This is a genomic window from Streptomyces hydrogenans (assembly GCF_014656075.1).
Lineage (GTDB): Bacteria > Actinomycetota > Actinomycetes > Streptomycetales > Streptomycetaceae > Streptomyces > Streptomyces hydrogenans.
On record NZ_BNBS01000149.1, the window covers coordinates 1 to 17,470 of the forward strand.

17 protein-coding genes are annotated in these 17,470 nt (G+C 73.1%); 7 read left to right on the forward strand and 10 right to left on the reverse strand.

Annotated features, from left to right (window positions below; translation table 11 throughout):
* Positions 1-133: 133 nt before the first annotated feature.
* The 4 genes from IE321_RS36360 to IE321_RS36375 form a co-directional block, all read right to left on the reverse strand.
* Entirely contained in the window at positions 134-511 is a 378-nt protein-coding gene (locus IE321_RS36360) for an ASCH domain-containing protein (RefSeq protein WP_229916707.1), read from the reverse strand.
* A gap of 187 nt (positions 512-698) precedes the next feature.
* Positions 699-1,523: a hypothetical protein gene (locus IE321_RS36365; RefSeq protein WP_229916708.1), complete on the reverse strand. Its 825-nt coding sequence runs from the start codon at positions 1,521-1,523 to the stop codon at positions 699-701.
* 95 nt (positions 1,524-1,618) lie between these two features.
* On the reverse strand, positions 1,619-2,104 hold the full coding sequence (locus tag IE321_RS36370; RefSeq protein ID WP_229916709.1) for a hypothetical protein: 486 nt from the start codon (positions 2,102-2,104) through the stop codon (positions 1,619-1,621).
* Positions 2,105-2,198: 94 nt separating this feature from the next.
* Positions 2,199-2,795, reverse strand: coding sequence for a suppressor of fused domain protein (locus IE321_RS36375; protein WP_190226057.1), 597 nt, complete (start codon positions 2,793-2,795; stop codon positions 2,199-2,201).
* A gap of 352 nt (positions 2,796-3,147) precedes the next feature.
* On the opposite strand from IE321_RS36375, the gene IE321_RS36380 reads away from it, so the two are divergent.
* The gene (locus IE321_RS36380) at positions 3,148-3,660 is read left to right on the forward strand and encodes an SgcJ/EcaC family oxidoreductase (RefSeq protein ID WP_043224394.1); all 513 of its coding nucleotides are present in this window, start codon (positions 3,148-3,150) and stop codon (positions 3,658-3,660) included.
* Here the strand turns inward: IE321_RS36380 and IE321_RS42505 are convergent.
* The 3 genes from IE321_RS42505 to IE321_RS36400 form a co-directional block, all read right to left on the reverse strand.
* Entirely contained in the window at positions 3,623-5,224 is a 1,602-nt protein-coding gene (locus IE321_RS42505) for a sensor histidine kinase (RefSeq protein ID WP_229916711.1), read from the reverse strand. The genes IE321_RS36380 and IE321_RS42505 overlap by 38 nt on opposite strands.
* Positions 5,221-5,898 carry a response regulator transcription factor gene (locus IE321_RS36395; RefSeq protein WP_190226058.1) on the reverse strand — a complete coding sequence of 226 codons (678 nt, stop codon included), beginning with the start codon at positions 5,896-5,898 and terminating at the stop codon, positions 5,221-5,223. Before IE321_RS36395 ends, IE321_RS42505 begins: the two co-directional genes overlap by 4 nt.
* A gap of 76 nt (positions 5,899-5,974) precedes the next feature.
* Positions 5,975-7,204 (reverse strand): alpha/beta hydrolase family protein, encoded by a 1,230-nt coding sequence (locus IE321_RS36400; protein ID WP_190226059.1) that lies wholly within the window; start codon positions 7,202-7,204, stop codon positions 5,975-5,977.
* A gap of 344 nt (positions 7,205-7,548) precedes the next feature.
* Here IE321_RS36400 and IE321_RS36405 point away from each other — a divergent pair, with 344 nt between their 5' ends.
* From IE321_RS36405 to IE321_RS36420, 4 genes are all read left to right on the forward strand, one after another.
* Positions 7,549-9,906 carry a M9 family metallopeptidase gene (locus IE321_RS36405; protein WP_229916713.1) on the forward strand — a complete coding sequence of 786 codons (2,358 nt, stop codon included), beginning with the start codon at positions 7,549-7,551 and terminating at the stop codon, positions 9,904-9,906.
* Positions 9,907-9,976: 70 nt separating this feature from the next.
* A complete protein-coding gene (locus IE321_RS36410; RefSeq protein ID WP_229916715.1) occupies positions 9,977-10,660 on the forward strand; it encodes an SMI1/KNR4 family protein in 684 nt (227 codons plus the stop codon).
* Between the two features lie 52 nt (positions 10,661-10,712).
* A complete protein-coding gene (locus tag IE321_RS36415; RefSeq protein ID WP_190226060.1) occupies positions 10,713-11,429 on the forward strand; it encodes a helix-turn-helix transcriptional regulator in 717 nt (238 codons plus the stop codon).
* Positions 11,430-11,461: 32 nt separating this feature from the next.
* Positions 11,462-11,983: a DUF3291 domain-containing protein gene (locus IE321_RS36420; RefSeq protein ID WP_190226061.1), complete on the forward strand. Its 522-nt coding sequence runs from the start codon at positions 11,462-11,464 to the stop codon at positions 11,981-11,983.
* Positions 11,984-12,064: 81 nt separating this feature from the next.
* Here the strand turns inward: IE321_RS36420 and IE321_RS36425 are convergent, their stop codons facing one another.
* Both IE321_RS36425 and IE321_RS36430 read right to left on the reverse strand, forming a co-directional pair.
* On the reverse strand, positions 12,065-12,475 hold the full coding sequence (locus tag IE321_RS36425) for a DUF3052 family protein (RefSeq protein ID WP_190226062.1): 411 nt from the start codon (positions 12,473-12,475) through the stop codon (positions 12,065-12,067).
* Positions 12,476-12,590: 115 nt separating this feature from the next.
* On the reverse strand, positions 12,591-13,991 hold the full coding sequence (locus tag IE321_RS36430) for an APC family permease (protein ID WP_190226063.1): 1,401 nt from the start codon (positions 13,989-13,991) through the stop codon (positions 12,591-12,593).
* A gap of 529 nt (positions 13,992-14,520) precedes the next feature.
* Here IE321_RS36430 and IE321_RS36435 point away from each other — a divergent pair.
* Entirely contained in the window at positions 14,521-14,967 is a 447-nt protein-coding gene (locus IE321_RS36435) for a TIGR03618 family F420-dependent PPOX class oxidoreductase (RefSeq protein ID WP_043224384.1), read from the forward strand.
* A 328-nt stretch (positions 14,968-15,295) separates the two neighbouring features.
* Here IE321_RS36435 and IE321_RS36440 read toward each other — a convergent pair whose 3' ends face one another.
* Positions 15,296-16,012 (reverse strand): HAD hydrolase-like protein, encoded by a 717-nt coding sequence (locus tag IE321_RS36440; RefSeq protein ID WP_190226064.1) that lies wholly within the window; start codon positions 16,010-16,012, stop codon positions 15,296-15,298.
* Between the two features lie 447 nt (positions 16,013-16,459).
* On the opposite strand from IE321_RS36440, the gene IE321_RS36445 reads away from it, so the two are divergent.
* The coding region (locus IE321_RS36445; protein ID WP_190226065.1) for a Rossmann-fold NAD(P)-binding domain-containing protein at positions 16,460-17,470 on the forward strand (1,011 nt) is incomplete at its 3' end.

A 17,470-nucleotide genomic window follows, 5' to 3' on the forward strand; every position in this document is an offset into this window, starting at 1 on the left:
TTCCGCTTTGCCGTCAAGAAGTGAAGTGTTAACGAGATGGCAACAGGGCCGCTTCGTCGAGAGGTGAAGCGGGGAGGGTGCGGGCGCGCCGCCCGGCAGTCCTCGACCGGTGCGCGGGACGCTCGCCTACGGCTCAGCCGTCCGCCGCCACCCGGAAGGCGAGACAGACCACCATGGTGTCGTCCTCGACCGGCGTGCCCGCCCCGGCCCAGAAGCGCCGGTGCACCTCGCGCCAGGCGTCGAGGGACGCGTCGCCCTCGCCCTCGGCCTCGGCGTGCTCCCAGCCGACCTCGCCGAAGGGCCGCACGTCCACGCCGGTGAACACCAGGGTGGCGATGCGCCGGCCCTCGTTGTCCAGCAGGGCCTGTCGCTCACCGGCGTACTCGAGGCCCTCGGCCTCCTGGGCGCACTCGTCGAGCAGACCGGTCGTGGCGGTCTTGGCCCCGGCCAGGACCAGGGAGTTGAGCTCGTCCCGCATCGCGCCCGGGGAGCCGAGCTCCATCGCGCGCATCCCGTCGACCCGCGGCCACATCGTCCCGTCACCCCACTGGATCCGGCGCCCGTCCGGCGACGGGCGGCATGCGGGTGATCCTATGCGCCGCGACCTCACCGCCGCCGCGCGAGGCCCGCCGCCACCAGGGCCAGGGCGCCTTCGCACGCGGCGGCGATCTGCTCGCCCCGCGGCTCCCGGGAGCCGTTCAGATGGAGGCGGGTCCGCACGCCGCGTCCCCGTCAGCGCGGTTGCTCGCGACGCCCGGAGCGGTCCGTCGGGGCGCGGGGAGGGTGCCGAGCGCCCGGGCCAGACGGGCGTGGTGTTCCGGGCCGATCCCCTGGGCGAGGTTCCTTCCGCAGCGCGGGCTGCCGGGCTGGTCGCAGTGCAGGATTCCGGGGAGGAGCGGCTCGGCTCCGGAGAGCGGGGAGGGGGAGGGCTCGGCCCACTCCGCCGCCTCCCACAGCGGATGGTCCTGGAGGAGGTTCTCGGCCAGCCGAGGTGCCGAGTCCTCCGGGACGCCCGCCCGCACGAGCGCGTCGCCGAGGAACGCGGCCGCGTCGCCGGGCAGGTCGCTGTCGCCGAGCACCGGGAGCAGGAGCAGCAGGCGGACGTGCGGAGCCTGGATGCCGGGGGCCTCGGGGTCGGGCGTGCCGGCGATGTGCGTGAGTTCGCGCCACGACAGTCCCGGGCCGGCGTGGTGGCCGTCGATGGTGGCCAGGTGGCCCCGCCGGTCCCATGCGGGGTGGGCGACGACATATTCGGTGCCCGGTTCGTCCGCGACATTGCGGCCCACGACGAGGACGCTGTGGCCGTCGGAGAACGGGATGCGGAAGACAGGCCAGCGCGTCTCGTCGGCCAGGGCCTCGTACGCCGCGTCGGTGTCGGCCTCGTCCGCGCCGAACCAGGACGGCTCCGGTGGGTTCTCCTCGGTCCGGCACATCCACAGCAGATAGGCGGCCCAGAACCCGGGCAGGCCCGTCAACTCGTCCCCGGCGACGAGCGGGGCGCTCTCGTATCCCTCGATCAGCACGCGCCCAGCCTGCCACCCGCCTGTGACAGGAGCTCTCGTCGGCCCCGTGGCGCAGGCCCGGGCGTGGCCGTTCTCCTCGGAGCCGGGGGCGACCCTCAGCCGTGCGGGTCGAGGGCCCAGAAGCGGACCGTGTCGCTCGCGCGGTCGAACCACAGGTTCGTGCGGTGGCCGTCTTCCTCGCGGTCGAGTTCCCGCGACCGGATCCACTGGGGCTGCTCCGGCCCCTCGCCCTGGAGCGGCTTCTCGAACCACGAGGAGAAGCCCTTCGCGGGACCCGCGGACACGAAGGAGTGGGCCTTCGTCAGCTCGGCGAGCTTCCCCGGTGCGAGGCGGGCGTAGCCCGAGATCACGAGTTCGGGGGAGGGCAGGTCCCGGTCGTTGTCCCGGCTGCTCACCCACCGGGCGTCGGTGAGCGGGCCGAGCGCCGGGAACGCCCGCTCAAGGGGAGCGGTCTCGGTGTGCCAGTCGCCTACGCCTCGCTCGTCGCCCGTCCCGCCCGCGGCCCACCGCAGCGCCCACCAGGCGGGCAGGGCCGCCACACCGGCGCCGACGCCGATCCCGATCAGCTTGCGTCGTTCCACCGCGATCTCCTCCCGTCGGCCGGCCCCGTCCCCCACGTAGGGCGCGCGGGGGCGGTGGAGCGGACCCGTGGATCGTACGGCGCCGGGGCGGGCGTCAGACGACGGACGGGCGCTTCGGGTCGTTCGGGAGGATCGCGTGCTCGTCGAAGAGCCGCTCCAGGGCCTCGTTGCCGTGCTCGCGGCGGTAGTCCATCTCGGCCGCGGTGACCGGCAGGGCCCACAGGACGCGCGCGTGACCGCCCGGCACCGGGCAGTGCTCCAGCTCGGGGCCGTGGAGGTAGGGCAGGCTGATGAGCAGGTGGTCGCACGCGGAACCGGGCAGCCACGGCTCCCCGATGGGCAGACTGTGCTCGACGTCCAGGTGGTGTGCGTCGTGGTAGGCGGCGGTCGCGCGCAGAAGCTCCGCGAAGCGTTCGTCCCGGACCGGCGCGGTGAGGACGAACTCGATGCCCTGACCGTCGCCGTCGGCCGTGGACGCCCAGCAGCCCGCCGTGACGTAGGCCCAACTGTCGGCACGCGGCCCCGGGCCGACCGTGAGGATCCTCGGACCCGGTCCCTGACCGTGCCCCGCCGCCGGACGCGACCCGCCCGGAGCGTCGTCCTCGACCGTGATCTCGTGGCCGGCGAAGAATTCGCGCACATGGGCCTCGACGGCTGCCGCCGCCTCCGAGCCGCCTTCGCTGTCGTTCATGTCCCCGAGGATCTCACGGGACGATCCGGACGACGGGGACAGACGGCCCCGTCTTCCGTCCCCCGTCCGGTCTTCTCCGGCTCTTCCCGCCCGGGGCTCGGACTTCTCGGCCTTCTCGGACTTCTCCGGCTCTTCCCGGGGTCTTGGTCCGGCCCTACTCGTCCCTCCCCGGCCCCCTCACGGGGTCTTGGTCCGGCCCTTCCCGGAAGTGGCCCGGGTCTTCCCGGTCTTGGTCCAGTCCTGCACGTCAGTTGTACGTCCCCTGCACGGGCGCTGTACGGCGCGCGGTCAGAGTGACACCCGCCCGCACACCACCGTGTGCGGCGGAAATCCCCTGACGCAGGAGTCACCGATGAAGCGAATGTCCCGTACCCGCGCCGTTCTCGCCGGCGGCCTCGCCGTGGCGACCCTGGGCACCGTCGCCGCCGGGGTCGGCGTGGCGCGGGGCGGTGAGGAGGACAGCAGGCGGGCCGGCCCCGGGGAGCGGGAGATCGCCGCGCTGTTCGACCGCTGGAACGCCGCGCTGCGCTCGGGCGACGCCGAGCGGGTCACGGACCTGTACGCCGAGGACGCCGTCCTGCTGCCGACCGCCTCCCCGCGCATCCGCACCGACCACGCGGCGATAGCCGACTACTTCACGCACTTCCTGCGGAAGAAGCCGTGGGGCGAGAAGCTCCGGACCGAGATCGAGGTCCTGGACGCCGACTCGGCGATCGACGCCGGGGTGTACCGCTTCCACCTCACCGACCCGGCGACCGGCGTCACCAAGCCGGTGGACGCCCGCTACACCTACGTGTACGAGAAGCGCGGCGGCACCTGGCTGATCGTCAACCACCACTCCTCGGTGCTCCCGGCCGAGGGCTGATCCACCGGGCCCCGTCGCCCACGGTCCGCAGGCCGATCCGTACGCACAGTCCGCCGCCGGGCGCGTCCCGGAGGGTCACCGTCCCGCCGTCGTCGGTGACGAGCTGCTTGACGATGGCGAGCCCCAGACCGGAGCCCGAGCGGCCCGTCAGCCCCTGACCGCGCCAGAACCGGTCGAAGGCCCGGGCCTGTTCGGCGGCGGACATGCCGGGGCCCTGGTCGATGACCTCCAGGACGGCCTCCTCCGGGCCGCCGGTCTCCACCCGTACGGTGATCGTCCCCCGGTCCGGAGAGACCTCCAGGGCGTTGGAGAGGACGTTGTCGAGGACCTGGTCGAGGTTGCCCGCGCCGGCCAGCACGCGGGCCCGGGCGTCGGCGTCGCCGGTGAGGACGATCGTCACCCCGCGCTCGTCGGCGGCCGGGCGCCAGACCTTCAGCCGCTCCTCGACCAGCTCCCGCAGCGCCAGCGGTTCCGGCGCGGACACCTTGGCCTCGGCGCGCGCGAGCACCAACAGGCCGCTGACCAGCCGGCTCATCCGCACGACCTCCGCGGTGGCCTGCTCGACGTCCTCGCGGACGAACTCGTCGTCCACCCCGTCCGCGATGTTGTCCAGGGAGAGGCGCAGCGCCGTCAGCGGGGTACGCAGCTGGTGCGAGGCGTCCGCGACGAAGATGCGCTGGGAGGCGACCAGGGTGTCGAGCCGTTCCGCTCCCTGGTTGAGCGTGCGGGCCAGGGTCCGGGTCTCCTGGGGGCCGGTGACGGGGGAGCGGGCCGTGAGATCGCCGTCGCCGAACCGGCTCGCCATGTCGTTGAGCTGGCGCAGGGGCTTGGTGAGCAGCCGGGCCACGATCGCGGCGAGTTTGGCGGCGTCGGCGAGCAGCCCGACCGCGAGGATCGCCCGGAACCCCCAGATCCGCCACAGCCGGCCGGTGAGGTCGGCGGTCGCGTACCGGACGCGCACGGCCCCGACGATCCGGTCCGCGGGACCGGCGCTCCCCACGGCCTGACCGCCGTCGTCGGCGTCATCGGCCTCAACGGTCCAGCCGACCGCCTCACCGGGCGCACCGGCCACACCGGCCGCCTCCCCGGTTTCGCCTTCCCCGTCGCCGCTCTCCGCCGCGCCACCGTCGTCGTCGCCCTCTGCCCCACCGGTCACCTCACCGCGCGCGTACGCCGGGACCGTGATGACCAGTTCGGGACCCCAGACGAACCGGGACCCCCAGTCGACGGTGGTCCGGCCGCGCTCCAGCGCGTCGCCGAAGGCCGCGTCGTGAGGCCGTGCCGTCAGGGGGAGCGGCGGCATCGCGCTCCTGCCGTCGGCCGCCGCCACCTCCACCGTTCCCGGCGTCTCGTCCGCGTACGCCCCCGCCATCCGGGCGAGCGCCTCCCGGGCCGGCGCGTCGCCGTCCCCGAGGAGCAGCGCCATCGTGGTGGCCTCGCGGAGCACGGACTCCTCGGTGTCACCCCGGAGTTGGGAGGTCAGGGTGAAGGCGACCGGTACGGTGAACGCGGCGAGCGCGACGCCGACGAGGGCCACGTAGCTGACGATGAGGCGCCGGATCACGGGCGGCCCACGGGCTCCACGAGCAGCCGGAAGCCCACGCCGCGGACCGCCTCGACGGTCACCGCCCCGGCCAGTTTCCGCCGCAGCGCCGCCACGTGCACGTCCAGCGTCTTGGTCGGGCCGAACCAGTTGGCGTCCCAGACGGCCTCCATGATCTGCTCGCGCGACATCAGGGCGCCGGGCTCCTCGGTGAGGAACGCGAGCAGGTCGTACTCCTTGGGCGTGAGCGGCACCTCGGCGCCGTCCAGCCACACCCGGGCCGCCTTGCGGTCGACGCTCAGCCGGGCGCCGTACCGCTGGGGCCCCGAGGGCTGCTCGGCAGGCCGCGCCCGTCGCATGACGGCCCGGATCCGGGCGATGACCTCCCGCACCCCGAAGGGCTTGGACACGTAGTCGTCGGCGCCGATCTCCAGGCCGACGACCCGGTCGGTCTCGTCGCTGCGGGCGCTGATCACGATGATCGGCACGTCGCCGCGCCGCCGCAGCGCCCGGCACACGTCGAGGCCGTCGGTGTCGGGGAGGCCGAGGTCGAGCAGGATCAGGTCGTACGGCGTGGTGGCGGCCAGCGCCGCCGTCGCCATGGTGACCCACTCGACCGTGAAGCCGTACCGCAGCAGGCCGCGCCGCAGGGACTCCGCGACCGGCTCGTCGTCTTCCACCAGCAACACACGCACGGCCCCACACTAGTTCGAACGCCGCATGGGGTCGCACCGGTGAACTCCGTTACCGGGTGCGGGTGTCGCCCCCGGCTCAGGGACGGTGGAAGCGGACCTCCGGGTTCGACGGGTCCGGGCCGTCGAGGAGCGGCTGGTCCTCGTCCCGCAGGTACGCGTCGAAGAAGGCCGCGACGTAGGTGCGGGTGACGGCCACCGCGCGCTCGGTCGCGAGGGTGCCGCCCGGTATCCCGAAGTGGCCGAGGAGCACGGGCGCGTCGGTGAATCCGAGGTGGTCGGCGCCGCCGACCGTCAGCCAGTGGCGAGGCCCGCTCAGGCCCGCCCACGTGGAGTCCCACGACGTGTCCCCGGCACCCGGCCGGTGGTACTCGTCGGCGCCCAGCAGCAGGAACGGACGTCCACCGAGTCCGTCGGAGGGCAGCGCGTCCCAGAAGGTGCCGTCCATGTTCACCCCGGCGTCGATCCGCCGGTCACCGGCCATGGCGGTGGCGGCGCTCGCTCCGCCGACGGAGTGGCCGGCCATCCCGATCCGCTCCCGGTCGATCGTGCCCGCGTACCGCCAGGCGGGCCGGGGGCCCGTCAGCCGGTCCAGGACGAACCGGGTGTCGGCCGCACGGGCCGCGGTCACCACCGGGCCCTTGGTGCCGCCGCTCTCCTCCATGATCTCGCAGGCGACGCAGGTCAGCGCGGTCCCGCCGGGCACCGAGGTGCCGTACGACTCGTAGGCGTGGTCGAGCGAGGCGCCGACGTAACCCCGGGAGGCGAGGTCCACGGCGAGAGCGGTGAGGGTGAACCGCGGCATTCCGAAGCCGGGAGAGAGCACCACCAGCGGGTGCCGCCCCGGGGCGGGGCGTACGTCGACGGCGCTGTGCGCCGGGATCCGGGCCAACTTCGTCACGGACGACGGGTCGTCGACCTGGATGGCCTCCAGCAGCAGCCGCGCCTCCTCCCGGGTGGAGTACGGGGCGGGGCGGCCCGGCGTGTGTCCGCCGGTCGCGGGGCGGGCCGCGGGGTAGTGCAGGGTGACCATGAGCTGTCGGCCGTCGGCCTCCGGCACCCAGGGGTCGGTGCGGGAGCGGTCCACGAGGTGCAGGACGGAACTCCCCACCCCGTACGGTCCGGTGGGGGCGGGAAGCCGCAGCGGCTCCCGGTCGGCCGGCCGGTCCGCGGCGGGAGTGCCGGAGGCCGCGGGGAGCGTGGTCGCGAAGGTCGTGGAGTTCGTGGCCGCGGTGGCGGTGGTGGCCGCCGGTAACGCGATCGCGGCGGCGAGGAGCCCGCCGGCGGCCGCCCGGGTCAGCTTGTTCATGCCGCTGACGCTACGGCTCCGGCCCCGGGCTCCGCGTCCACCCTCCGGCGCACATCGCCGCCGGAGCCGTACGACCCGGGTCTGACGCCCGCCCGGGCCGCGCTCCCGCACCGTCTCCGTCACCTCGACTCCCTTTCGTCGCGGAGACGTTCGCGGACGGCGCGTCCGTTTCGTGGCCGTGTGCCGCGGCATCGGGGGCCGCTCCGGAGCGGTTTGAGGCCGGTGGCCGAGAAATCTCGTCCGAGGTCTTCCCGAACAATGCGACATGTGAAATTTTACACGTCACATGTCAATGGGTCGTGTGTTCCCGCACGTGCCCTCAACGGCCCCGGAGGCCCCCACAGATGCGTCCCCCCTTCCGGATATCGAAGACCCGCGCGCGAAGACTTCCCGTGCTCGGCGCCGCCGTCTGCATGTCGCTCGGTCTGTTCGCGCCGCAGAGCCAGGCCGCCGCACCGGTCACCGACCCCGCCACGGCCGGGAGTTCGGCCTCGTCCTCGGCCCCCGGATCGGCCCTGCGGTCGATCCCGGTCCCCAAGTCGCCCCATGCCATCAGCAGCAACCCGCGGTTCCGGCTCTCCTCGCAGGACGGCACCGAGGAGTCCGGTCCCGCGCCCGCGCCGCCCGTCGCGAAGGCGAGCAAGCAGCAGAAGCAGCGGCAGGAGTCCTCGGCCGCCGTCACCGCCGACGCGTGCGGTGACCTCTCCGGGGTCGTCGACGCCACCGGCGGCGCGCTGGTCCAGCAGCTCAAGGCGCTTCCGCAGATCACCTGCACCTACCCGCTGTTCAACCTCACCGGGGAGAACGCGCGGAAGGCGTTCCGCGAGGCCCAGATGGTGACCGTGGCCAACGCGCTGCGCGACGACTCCGCCTCGTACGCGGGCGACAACCGCGCCTCCACCGGCCAGCTCGTGATGTTCCTGCGCGCCGGGTACTACGTGCAGGACAACAACGCCGACGCCGTCGGCGAGTACGGCACCGCGCTGCAGGGCGCGGCGCGCGGCGCGCTGGACGCCTTCTTCGCCTCCCCGCGCAGCAAGGACGTCACCGACGCCAACGGCGAGATCCTCAACGAGGTCGTCACGCTGATCGACAGCACCCACGAGGCGGGCCGGTACGCCGGCGTCGTGAAGTGGATGCTCGGCGGCTACGACGGCACGTGGCCCGGCCAGATGAACCTCGCCATGCAGCACGTCGAATGGGTCGTCGAGAACGGCTTCAAGGCCAAGGACGACGGACGCGGCTGGCGGGCCGCCCTCAAGGCAGACCCCGCCATCCTCGACACCTGGGCCGGATTCATCACCCGCAACGGCGCCGAGCTCAACCGCCTCGACGTCGTCAGCAACGTCGGCCGCCACCTCGGCCACGCCCTCGACGTCCCGGAGCTCAAGGACCGGGTCCGGCCGCTGCTGAAGGACCTGATCAACCGCTACCCGAACGTCGGCCCCACCGCGCCGATCACCATGAACCTCGGCTGGTACACCCGCCAGTACGACCGGGGCAACTGCGCGGCCTACGCCATCTGCGACCTGGGCGAGCGCGTCCTGCCCGCCGTCCTGCCGATCCAGCACTCCTGTACGCCGGAGCTGAAGATCCGCGCCCAGGACATGTCCCCCGCCCAGCTGGCGAGCACCTGTACGAGCCTGGCCGGCCAGGACGCCTACTTCCACCGGATCATCGGCGACAAGGGCGCGATCCCGGGCGACGTGAACACGAACCTGGAGGTCGTCGCCTTCGACGACTACACCCAGTACGCGCTGTACGCCTGGGCCATCTACAACATCGACGTCGACAACGGCGGCATGTACGAGGAGGGCAACCCGGCCGTCCCCGGCAACCAGGCCCGCTTCATCGCCCACGAGGCCAGCTGGCTGCGCCCGTCCTTCGAGATCTGGAACCTCAACCACGAGTACACCCACTACCTCAACGGGCGCTACAACATGTACGGCGACTTCGAGGCCGGCATGACCACGCCGACCATCTGGTGGGTCGAGGGCATCGCCGAGAACATCTCGTACGGCTACCGGGGCGAGCGCAACGCCGACGCCATCGCCGAGGCCGGCCGGAAGACCTACGCGCTCAGCCAGCTCTTCGACACCGTCTACGGCCAGGAGGAGGACCCCGAGGTCAACTCGAACCGCGTCTACCGCTGGGGCTGGCTCGCGGTCCGCTACATGCTCCAGAAGCACCCCGCCGACATCGAGACCGTGCTCGGCGCCTACCGCACGGGTGACTGGGCCGGAGCCCGCACCTTCCTCAAGCAGACCATCGGCACCCGCTACGACGCTGACTTCGCCACCTGGCTGACGACCACCTGCGCCACCGCCGACTGCGGCCCGCTGCCGGACGCCTCGACCGCCGCGCCCACGCCGCTCTGCACCCTCGCCGACCCGCGCCAGTTCGACCAGAACTGCCGCCGCGACGGCCTGGCCGCGTCCGCGGGCAACTACAGCTACCACTTCGTGTACCTGCCCGCCGGCGTCAGCCGGCTGACGATCACCAGCACCGGCGGCAGCGGCAACGCCGACCTGTACTACGGCGGCGGCACCTGGGCCACCACCGGCAACTACCAGGCCAAGTCCACCCACACGGGCAACGGCGAGACCCTCACCATCGACAACCCGCCCTCCGGCTGGGTCTACTTCAGCCTCGCCGCCGCGCAGGACTTCAGCGGCGTGAGCCTCTCCACCCGGTCCCAGTGACCGCGTCGCCGGGGCCCCGCCGGGCCCCGGCGATCGGTAGGATCCCGGGGACGAGAGAAGAGATCCATCGATGGACTCCCGCACCCCGCGCACCTCCCGCGCACCCCGGGTCCTCCGCACGCCCCGCACGTCCCGCATCCGTTCCAAGCTGGCGAGCATGCCGTACAACACGCGGCGCGCCCACTCCGTGTGCGGGGAGCGGCACGGCTTCCGTCTCGGCCCGCGCGTCCGGCCCGCGGAGGCCGACGCCTTCGAGGCGGAGCACCACGTCGAACTGCCCGCCGCCTACCGGACCTTCCTCACCGAACTCGGCGGCAGCGGTGCCGGCCCCTTCCACGGGCTCCTCCCGCTGGAGGCGTGCCGGCTGTACACGATGAACCCGAAGCCGGCGGACGGCGGTCCACGGGGATTCACGCACGCCCACCACCCGGACGCCCCGCGCGGCGATCTGTTCCTCCACGTCGTGGAGAGGGGCTGCTCCGACCTGTGCCTCGTCGCCGTGACCGGACCGCTGACCGGCCGAGTCGTCACCGGCAACGCGTCCGGGTTCCTGCCGCCGAACGTCTCCTCGGCCCGGGACTTCCTCGGCTGGTACGAGCGCTGGCTCGACCACCTGGCCGACGGCCGGGACGACCCGGCCCTGGGCCTGTCGTCCCCGGCCACGGTCGCGCGCGAACCGTGGCGACGCTCGCGCCCGCTCGCGGGACACGCGGAGGCCCCGGTCGCCTGGGCGACCGGGTTCAGTGGGCCGTGAGAGCGCCGGGCGCCTTTCTATCTCCAATCCCTGTTGTCATTAGAATGGCCCGATGGAGGACATCGACGCGATCGCGGTGCTCCAGGATCCGGTGCGCCGCCGCCTGTACGAGTACGTGGCGGCGCAGGGCCGTGAGGTCGGACGCAACGAGGCGGCGGAGGCCGCGGGGGTGGCGCGCACGCTCGCCGCGCACCATCTGGACCGGCTGACGGAGGCCGGACTGCTGGAGAGCGGCAGTCGACGCCTGACGGGGCGTTCGGGGCCGGGGGCGGGCCGCCCCGCCAAGGTGTACACGCGGGCGAAGGGCGAGCGTTCGGTCTCGCTGCCCGCCCGCGACTACCGCACCGCCGCCGAACTGCTCGCGGAGGCCGCCGAGCTGGCCGGTCTGGACACCGGGCTCCGTGCCGCCGCACGCCGCCGGGGCGAGGCCCTGCGCGGCGCGGCCGCGCCCTGCGGCGGCCTCGCGGAGGTCATGGCGACGCTGGCGGCCCGAGGGTACGAACCGCACCTCGAACCGTCCGTCGAACCGCCCGTCGAAGGGTCCGAGGGTGAGCCCGGCGGGGATGTCGACGCCCCCGCGAGCGTCATCCGGATGCGCAACTGCCCCTTCCACGCCGTCGCCGAGCGCTTCCCGCCCCTGGTCTGCGGCATGAACCTCGCGCTGCTGGAAGGGCTGCTCGGCGCGGACGGGTCCGTCCGCGCCCGCATGGACGCGCGCCCGGGGGAGTGCTGCGTGGTGGTCGAGGCTTCTAAAAACAACATTGATTGACATAGAAATGGCCGTCGTGTTGGGATGAGGGCATGACCTCACCCGTGCCGACCGTGCCGTCCGCGTCGCCCGAACCCGCCGCCCACCTCGCCCAGCTCAACGTGGCGACGATGCTGTACCCCCTCGACGACCCCCGCATGGCGCCGTTCGTCGAGATGCTCGATCCGGTCAACGCCGCCGCCGACGGAGCGCCCGGCTTCGTGTGGCGGCTCGTGGAGGAGGGGACGCCCGACGCCACCGGCCTGCGCCCCGCGGGGGAGGACGTCATCGTCAACCTGAGCGTGTGGGAGAGCCAGGAGGCACTGTGGGACTTCGCCTACCGCAGTGGGCACCTGGAGGTGATGCGGCGGCGGCGCGACTGGTTCGCACGGCACGTCGAGGCGCACCTGGTCCTGTGGTGGGTCCCCGCCGGTCACGTCCCGACCGTCGCCGAGTCCCTGGAGCGGCTGGCGGACCTGCGCGCGCACGGATCGTCGCCCCGCGCCTTCACCTTCGCCTCCGCCTTCACCGCGACGGAGGCCGCCCCGCACCTCAGGGCCGCGCCGCGCGGCTGAACCGGTCTCCGCGGAGCACCCCCGGGCCGCTACGGCTGAACCGGTCTCCGAGGAGGGGCTCCGAGGCCGCCGTACGAAGCGTCACGGGGAGTGCGGGTCGGCCGGCCGTCGGGCGAGGCGGTGGCCGGTCCAGGCGCCGAGGTCGGCCTCGGCCGTGCGGTGGAGGTCCGCGTCGCCGGCGGCCTCGATGACGTCGGGGGCCGGTGTGTGACCCGGGTGGCGCGGCTTCGGGGTGAGCAGCCAGACCGCGCCCTCGTCGGACAGCGCCTCGACGGCCTCCGTCAGCTCGCTCGCGAGGTCGCCGTCGCCCTCGCGCCACCAGTACAGGACGGCGTCCGCCCGGACCGCCGCGGAGCACTCGTCCAGCGGCGCGCTGCCGGTGACCCGCCGGATGTCGTCCCGTATCGCGGGATCGGTGTCGTCGTCCCGGCCGATCTCCACCACGGTCTGACCGGTCCGCAGACCCATCCGCTCCGCGTACGCCGTCGTCATCCGCTCCACCTCCTCCGGCCCCGCGCGCACCGCGCGTGGGGCCGGAGGAGACTACGGGACGGGTGCGGTCGTCGGGTAGGGCGCGCCGCCCGTGGGCGCACGTCCCGGCGGACCGTCAGACGTGCTGCTCGTCCTCGGGGACGCTGACCAGCCAGCGGGTCTCCTGGCGCGGGCGCAGGTAGAGCACCCAGTACAGCGTGGCGACCGCCGTGATGCCGCCGTTCCACAGCAGGTACTCCGTGTCCTGCATGGACAGGACGTACAGGAGGACGACGATCAGCACGACCGGGATCGCCGGCCACAGCGGCATGCGCCAGGCGGGCACCGTGCGGTGGGCGCCGCGGCGACTGAAGAGGGCCGCCACGGAGACGAGCAGGTACATGCCGGTGACGGAGACGCCGGTGACGCCGTACAGGGTGTCGAGGTTGACGAAACAGAGGGCCGCGCCCGGGACGCCCACGACCAGGGTCGCCACCCACGGGGAGCCGAAGCGGCCGAGGCGGGACAGGGCGTTGTTGACCGGCTCGGGCCACGCCTTGTCGCGGGCGGAGGCGAACAGCACGCGGGAGTTCTGGATGACCATCACGATGCCGGCGTTGATGATCGCGAGCGCGACGCAGAGGCTGATGAAGGTGCCGACGGCGGAGTTGGACCAGGCGGTGATCATGCCGCTGAGGTCGCCGCCGGTGAGCGCCGCCACGTCGTCGGCGCCGAGGGTGATCGCGATGACGGGCACGAGGATGACGGCGGTCGAGATGGCGAGGGTCGCCAGCACGGTGCGGGCGACGTTGCGGCGCGGGTTCTCCAGTTCCTCGGAGAGGTAGACGGCCGTCGAGAAGCCCTGGGTGATGAAGAGCGCGATCGCCAGACCGGAGACGACGAGGGCGGCCGTCACCAGCGAGTGCGTGCCGTTCTCGCCCGCGACCTGGCCGTGGAGGAGGGATCCGGCGCCGCGCTGCGCGTGGGTGGAGCCGAGGACGGCGACGACGCCCGTCGCGATGACCTCAAGGACCAGGAAGACTCCGGTGATCCAGGCGTTGGCCCGCAGGTCGAGCAGACCGGCGAGGGTCGCGAGGAGCATGACGCCCGCACCGGCGAGCGGCGCCGGGACGTGCACGAGCGGCGCCAGGTAGTCCGCGGTGCCCATGGCGATCACCGGCGGCACGGTCTTCTCCACCAGCAGCGACAGGACGAAGACCAGCCAGCCCGCGAGGCGCCCGGCCAGAGTGGACACCATCGCGTACTCGCCGCCCGCGCTGGGGATGAGGGTGCCGAGCTCGGAGTAGACGAAGGCCACGCCGACGCAGAGCAGCGAGCCGATCGCGATCGTGAGGGCCGTGAAGGTGCCGACGCTGCCGAACAGGTCGGGGACGACCACGAAGAGCGTCGAGGCCGGCGTGACGCACGAGAGCGTCAGGAGGGTGCCGCCGACGACACCGATGGAACGCTTGAGTTTCTGTGGCACGGGGCCGGTCTGAGGGGCCAGGGCGTGTGGTGCGCTGAGGGTGTCGGTCATCAGGCGGTTCCGATCGATGCGTGCGGTGTTTCCGAGGGGGAGCGGTATCGCCTCCGAGGCGGCCGGTGATGTGAGGGGTGTGGTGTCCGTGGCTCCCGGGCTGCATGGAAGCCCTTACGGAACCTGCAGGTCAATGGCCTGATGGCTGCGGAATCCGTCGTTCGGCACCGGCTCGGCGGGGCTGCCGGGCGTCAACGGCGCGATAAGACGGCGCGAACGCGGCGTACGGGAACCGCAGGCCCGCCAGGAGGAGTTTTCCCGCGCTTTACCTGCGGTCCTGCCCGACGAGACCGGACACGGCCGGGCGCCGGGCGGTATGTCCCGCACGGCACGGCAGGCATGTCCCGCCCGGCCCGGCCCGGCACGCACGGCACGGCGTGGCACCGTCCGGCAGGGCACCGCCCATCCCGCACCGCACCGCCCGGCATGGCGACGGCCGGGCGCGCTGAGGCGTTCCCGCGGACGCGCGGGACCGGGCGTGTCCGGCGGAAGCGCCGCGCGGCGGCGTCACGGCCGCTAGCCTCCAGAAATGACCGCGACTCTCGACGAAGCCGTCCGTGCCCGCCTGCGCGCCGCCCACATCTGGTACGTCGGGACGGTGTTCGCGGACGGGGCGCCACAGGTCAGCCCGATGTGGGTGGACCTGGAAGGGGACGGCGAACTGTCGTTCAACACCTCCGTGGGGCGGGTCAAGGAGGAGAACCTGCGCCGCGATCCGCGCGTCTACCTCTCGCACGCGGACACCGCGAACCCCCTCGACCGCGTCCAGATCAGCGGCGTCGTGTCCCGCTTCGTCGAGGGCCCCGAGGCGCACGAGCGCATGGACCGCATGGCCCGCAAGTACCTGGGCGCCGACCGCTACGAGTGGATCATGCCGGGTGAGCGGCGCGTCGCCGTCATCGTCCGACCGGTCAAGGTGCGCCACATCGTCGGAGTCGAGCGCTTCCGTCCGGGAGGCCCGACCCCCGCGCCCTGACCGGGCCGCACCGCCGCTCGGAGTGCCCCGGAGTCTCCGCACGCCCGAAGGCGGGCCACGGCGATGTCCCGGACGCCCGTGACCACTTCGGGGGCGAGCCCCGGCAGGACCGGCAGGACCGGCAGCGCGCGGTGCCGGCCGGGCGTGGCCAGGAGTCGACGGAGGGGCTCGACGGCCGATTCGGGGGCGGACGGCGTGGCCGGGGTCGCCGACAGGGCCACTTGTGCTCGTCACGGTCGCGGGCTGGAAGGCGCCGGCGGTCCGGGACTCCCCGGTCCGCCGCTTCGGCGAATCTCCGGAACCGGCACGCGGGGGCGGCCGAGGCCGGTCAGGAGCGCGGCGTCACGGACTCGACGGCCTTCGCCAGGGCGGCGGCGTCGCGCAGGTCCGGTACGACGGCGTGGGCGCCCGCGGCCGCGAGGTCGGCCTCGGAGTAGGCGGCGGTGGCGACGCCGACGGCGCGGGCGCCGGCGGCGAGGGCCGCCTCGACGTCGAGCGGGGTGTCGCCGACGAGCACCACCGCGCCGGCGTCCGCGCCGCCGTGGCGCGCGGCCGCGCGCTCGCGGGACACCTCGACGAGTTCGGCCCGGACGAGGTGGTCGTCGCCGAAGGAGGCGACCTCCAGGTCGAGGTGGTCCCTCAGCCCGACGGCCGACAGCTTGACCATGCCGATGCGCCGGAGATTGCCGGTCAGGACGGACTGCACCGTGCCGGGAAGGGCCGCCAGCGCGGCGAGCGCGCGGTCCGCGGTGTCGAGCGGCTGCCCGCCGCCCGAGGTGAATTCCGCCGCCCGTGCCTCGGCGACCTCCGCGGCCCTGCGCCGGAGGTCCCCGACGCGCTCCACGGGAATCCCGCCGTGCTCCAGGAAGTCGGTGAGAATCGCCCGGTCGGTACGCCCGTGGCCGGGGACGTCCGCCTCCATGGGGAAACCGAAGAGTTCTTCGAACGCCGTCAACATGGCGGTCCTGCCGAATCCTCCTGGATTCAGCAGGGTGAAGTCGATGTCCCAGAGCACCAGACGGTCGTAAGAGCTGCCGTATGTCATGGCCGAATATTCTACATACCGTCCGCGCCATTTATGTTCCCTCGGGCGGTTCGACGGTGGTGCGGCCTGTCGTCTTCGCAGGTGGGACGGGGGTGCGGCCCCCGCTCGAATCCATCATGTCCATCCGGTGAGGAATACCCCGGGCCTCCCGCTGTGCCCCGTTTTCTCGCCGTGCCCGTATGGGGGCAGGTGTCTTCCGTTTGCCCTGACAGAGGGGGTCAAGTGCGGGTGAAGCAGGGGGAATCAGCCGCATTCGAGACGGCGTCTCAGATCGCGGAACGATCTTGAGGAGGCTGGAAGGTGTCTATAGGTTGGCTGATCGGCAAACATTTGGTGTCGCCGTTTCGGCGCACCCATACACGGGGACGGCAGATCATTTCTTCGCTGAAGCACACCTCCGCGGCGCCGATGAGATTAACGACCGAAGCTCCGGCGGAGCGTTTTGGTGTGGCATTCTGCGGTGGCGGTCCGGCCGTCATCGGACCGGTCATCGCCGCCGCACGCCGGGGGCAGCTGCAAGAATTCCTCGATTCCGGGATCCTGCTCGTCGAGCCGGATCTCGTAGGGCCCGGCGGAATAGCGCATTACCGTATTCCGGCCAATTCTCTGGGTGGGGCCTTCCTGGAGTTCCTCGACGCGCTCGACGCCTTCGACGGCGACGCCTTCCTGCCGCTGCGGGACGCGGAGGAGACCCACGAGCTGCGACGCCACGCGGACGAGTACCCGCCGCTGTCCGTCGTGGCGGCCTTCCTGCGCCGGGTCGGCGACCGCGTGGTCGCGCTCCTCGCCGGGCACCCCCGCTGCCGGGTCGTCACCCGCGCCTCGGTCCACCGGGTCACCCTGCGGGAGGGCGGTGACGGCGCGGTCGTCACGGCGCTCGCCGAGGACGGCTCGTCCCTGGAGTTCCTCGCCGACCGGGTCGACCTGGCCATGGGCGGCACGCCTCTGACGGGCTACGCGACCCAGGAGTTGACGTCCGGCCTGTCGCTCGGCGCGTACGCGGACAAGGTCTGCCACAGCGAGAGCCTCGTCGACCGCCGCAAGGACATGCCGGCCCGGCTGGTCGACGCGGTGGCGCGAGACGGCCGCGTCGTGATCGTCGGCGGCGCGCACAGCGCCTGGTCGGTGGCCGGACTCCTGCTGCGGTCGCCGGAACTCGTGGGCCGCACCGAGGCCCCGGAGATCACGGTGCTGCACCGGACCCCCGTACAGCTCTTCTACCTCTCCACCGCGGAGGCCGAGGCCGACGGATACCCGTTCGACCCGGTCACCGACGTCTGCGCCGACAGCGGACGGGTGAACCGCTTCGGCGGACTGCGCGGCCCCGCCCGCCTGCTCGCCCAGGCGGCCCTCGGCATGACCGGCGAGACCGTGATCGTCCGGCTGATCCGGATCGCCGTGGAGACGGCGGACCGAGAGGCCGCGTCGGCGCTCGCCGCCGCGGCGGCCCGCCGCGAG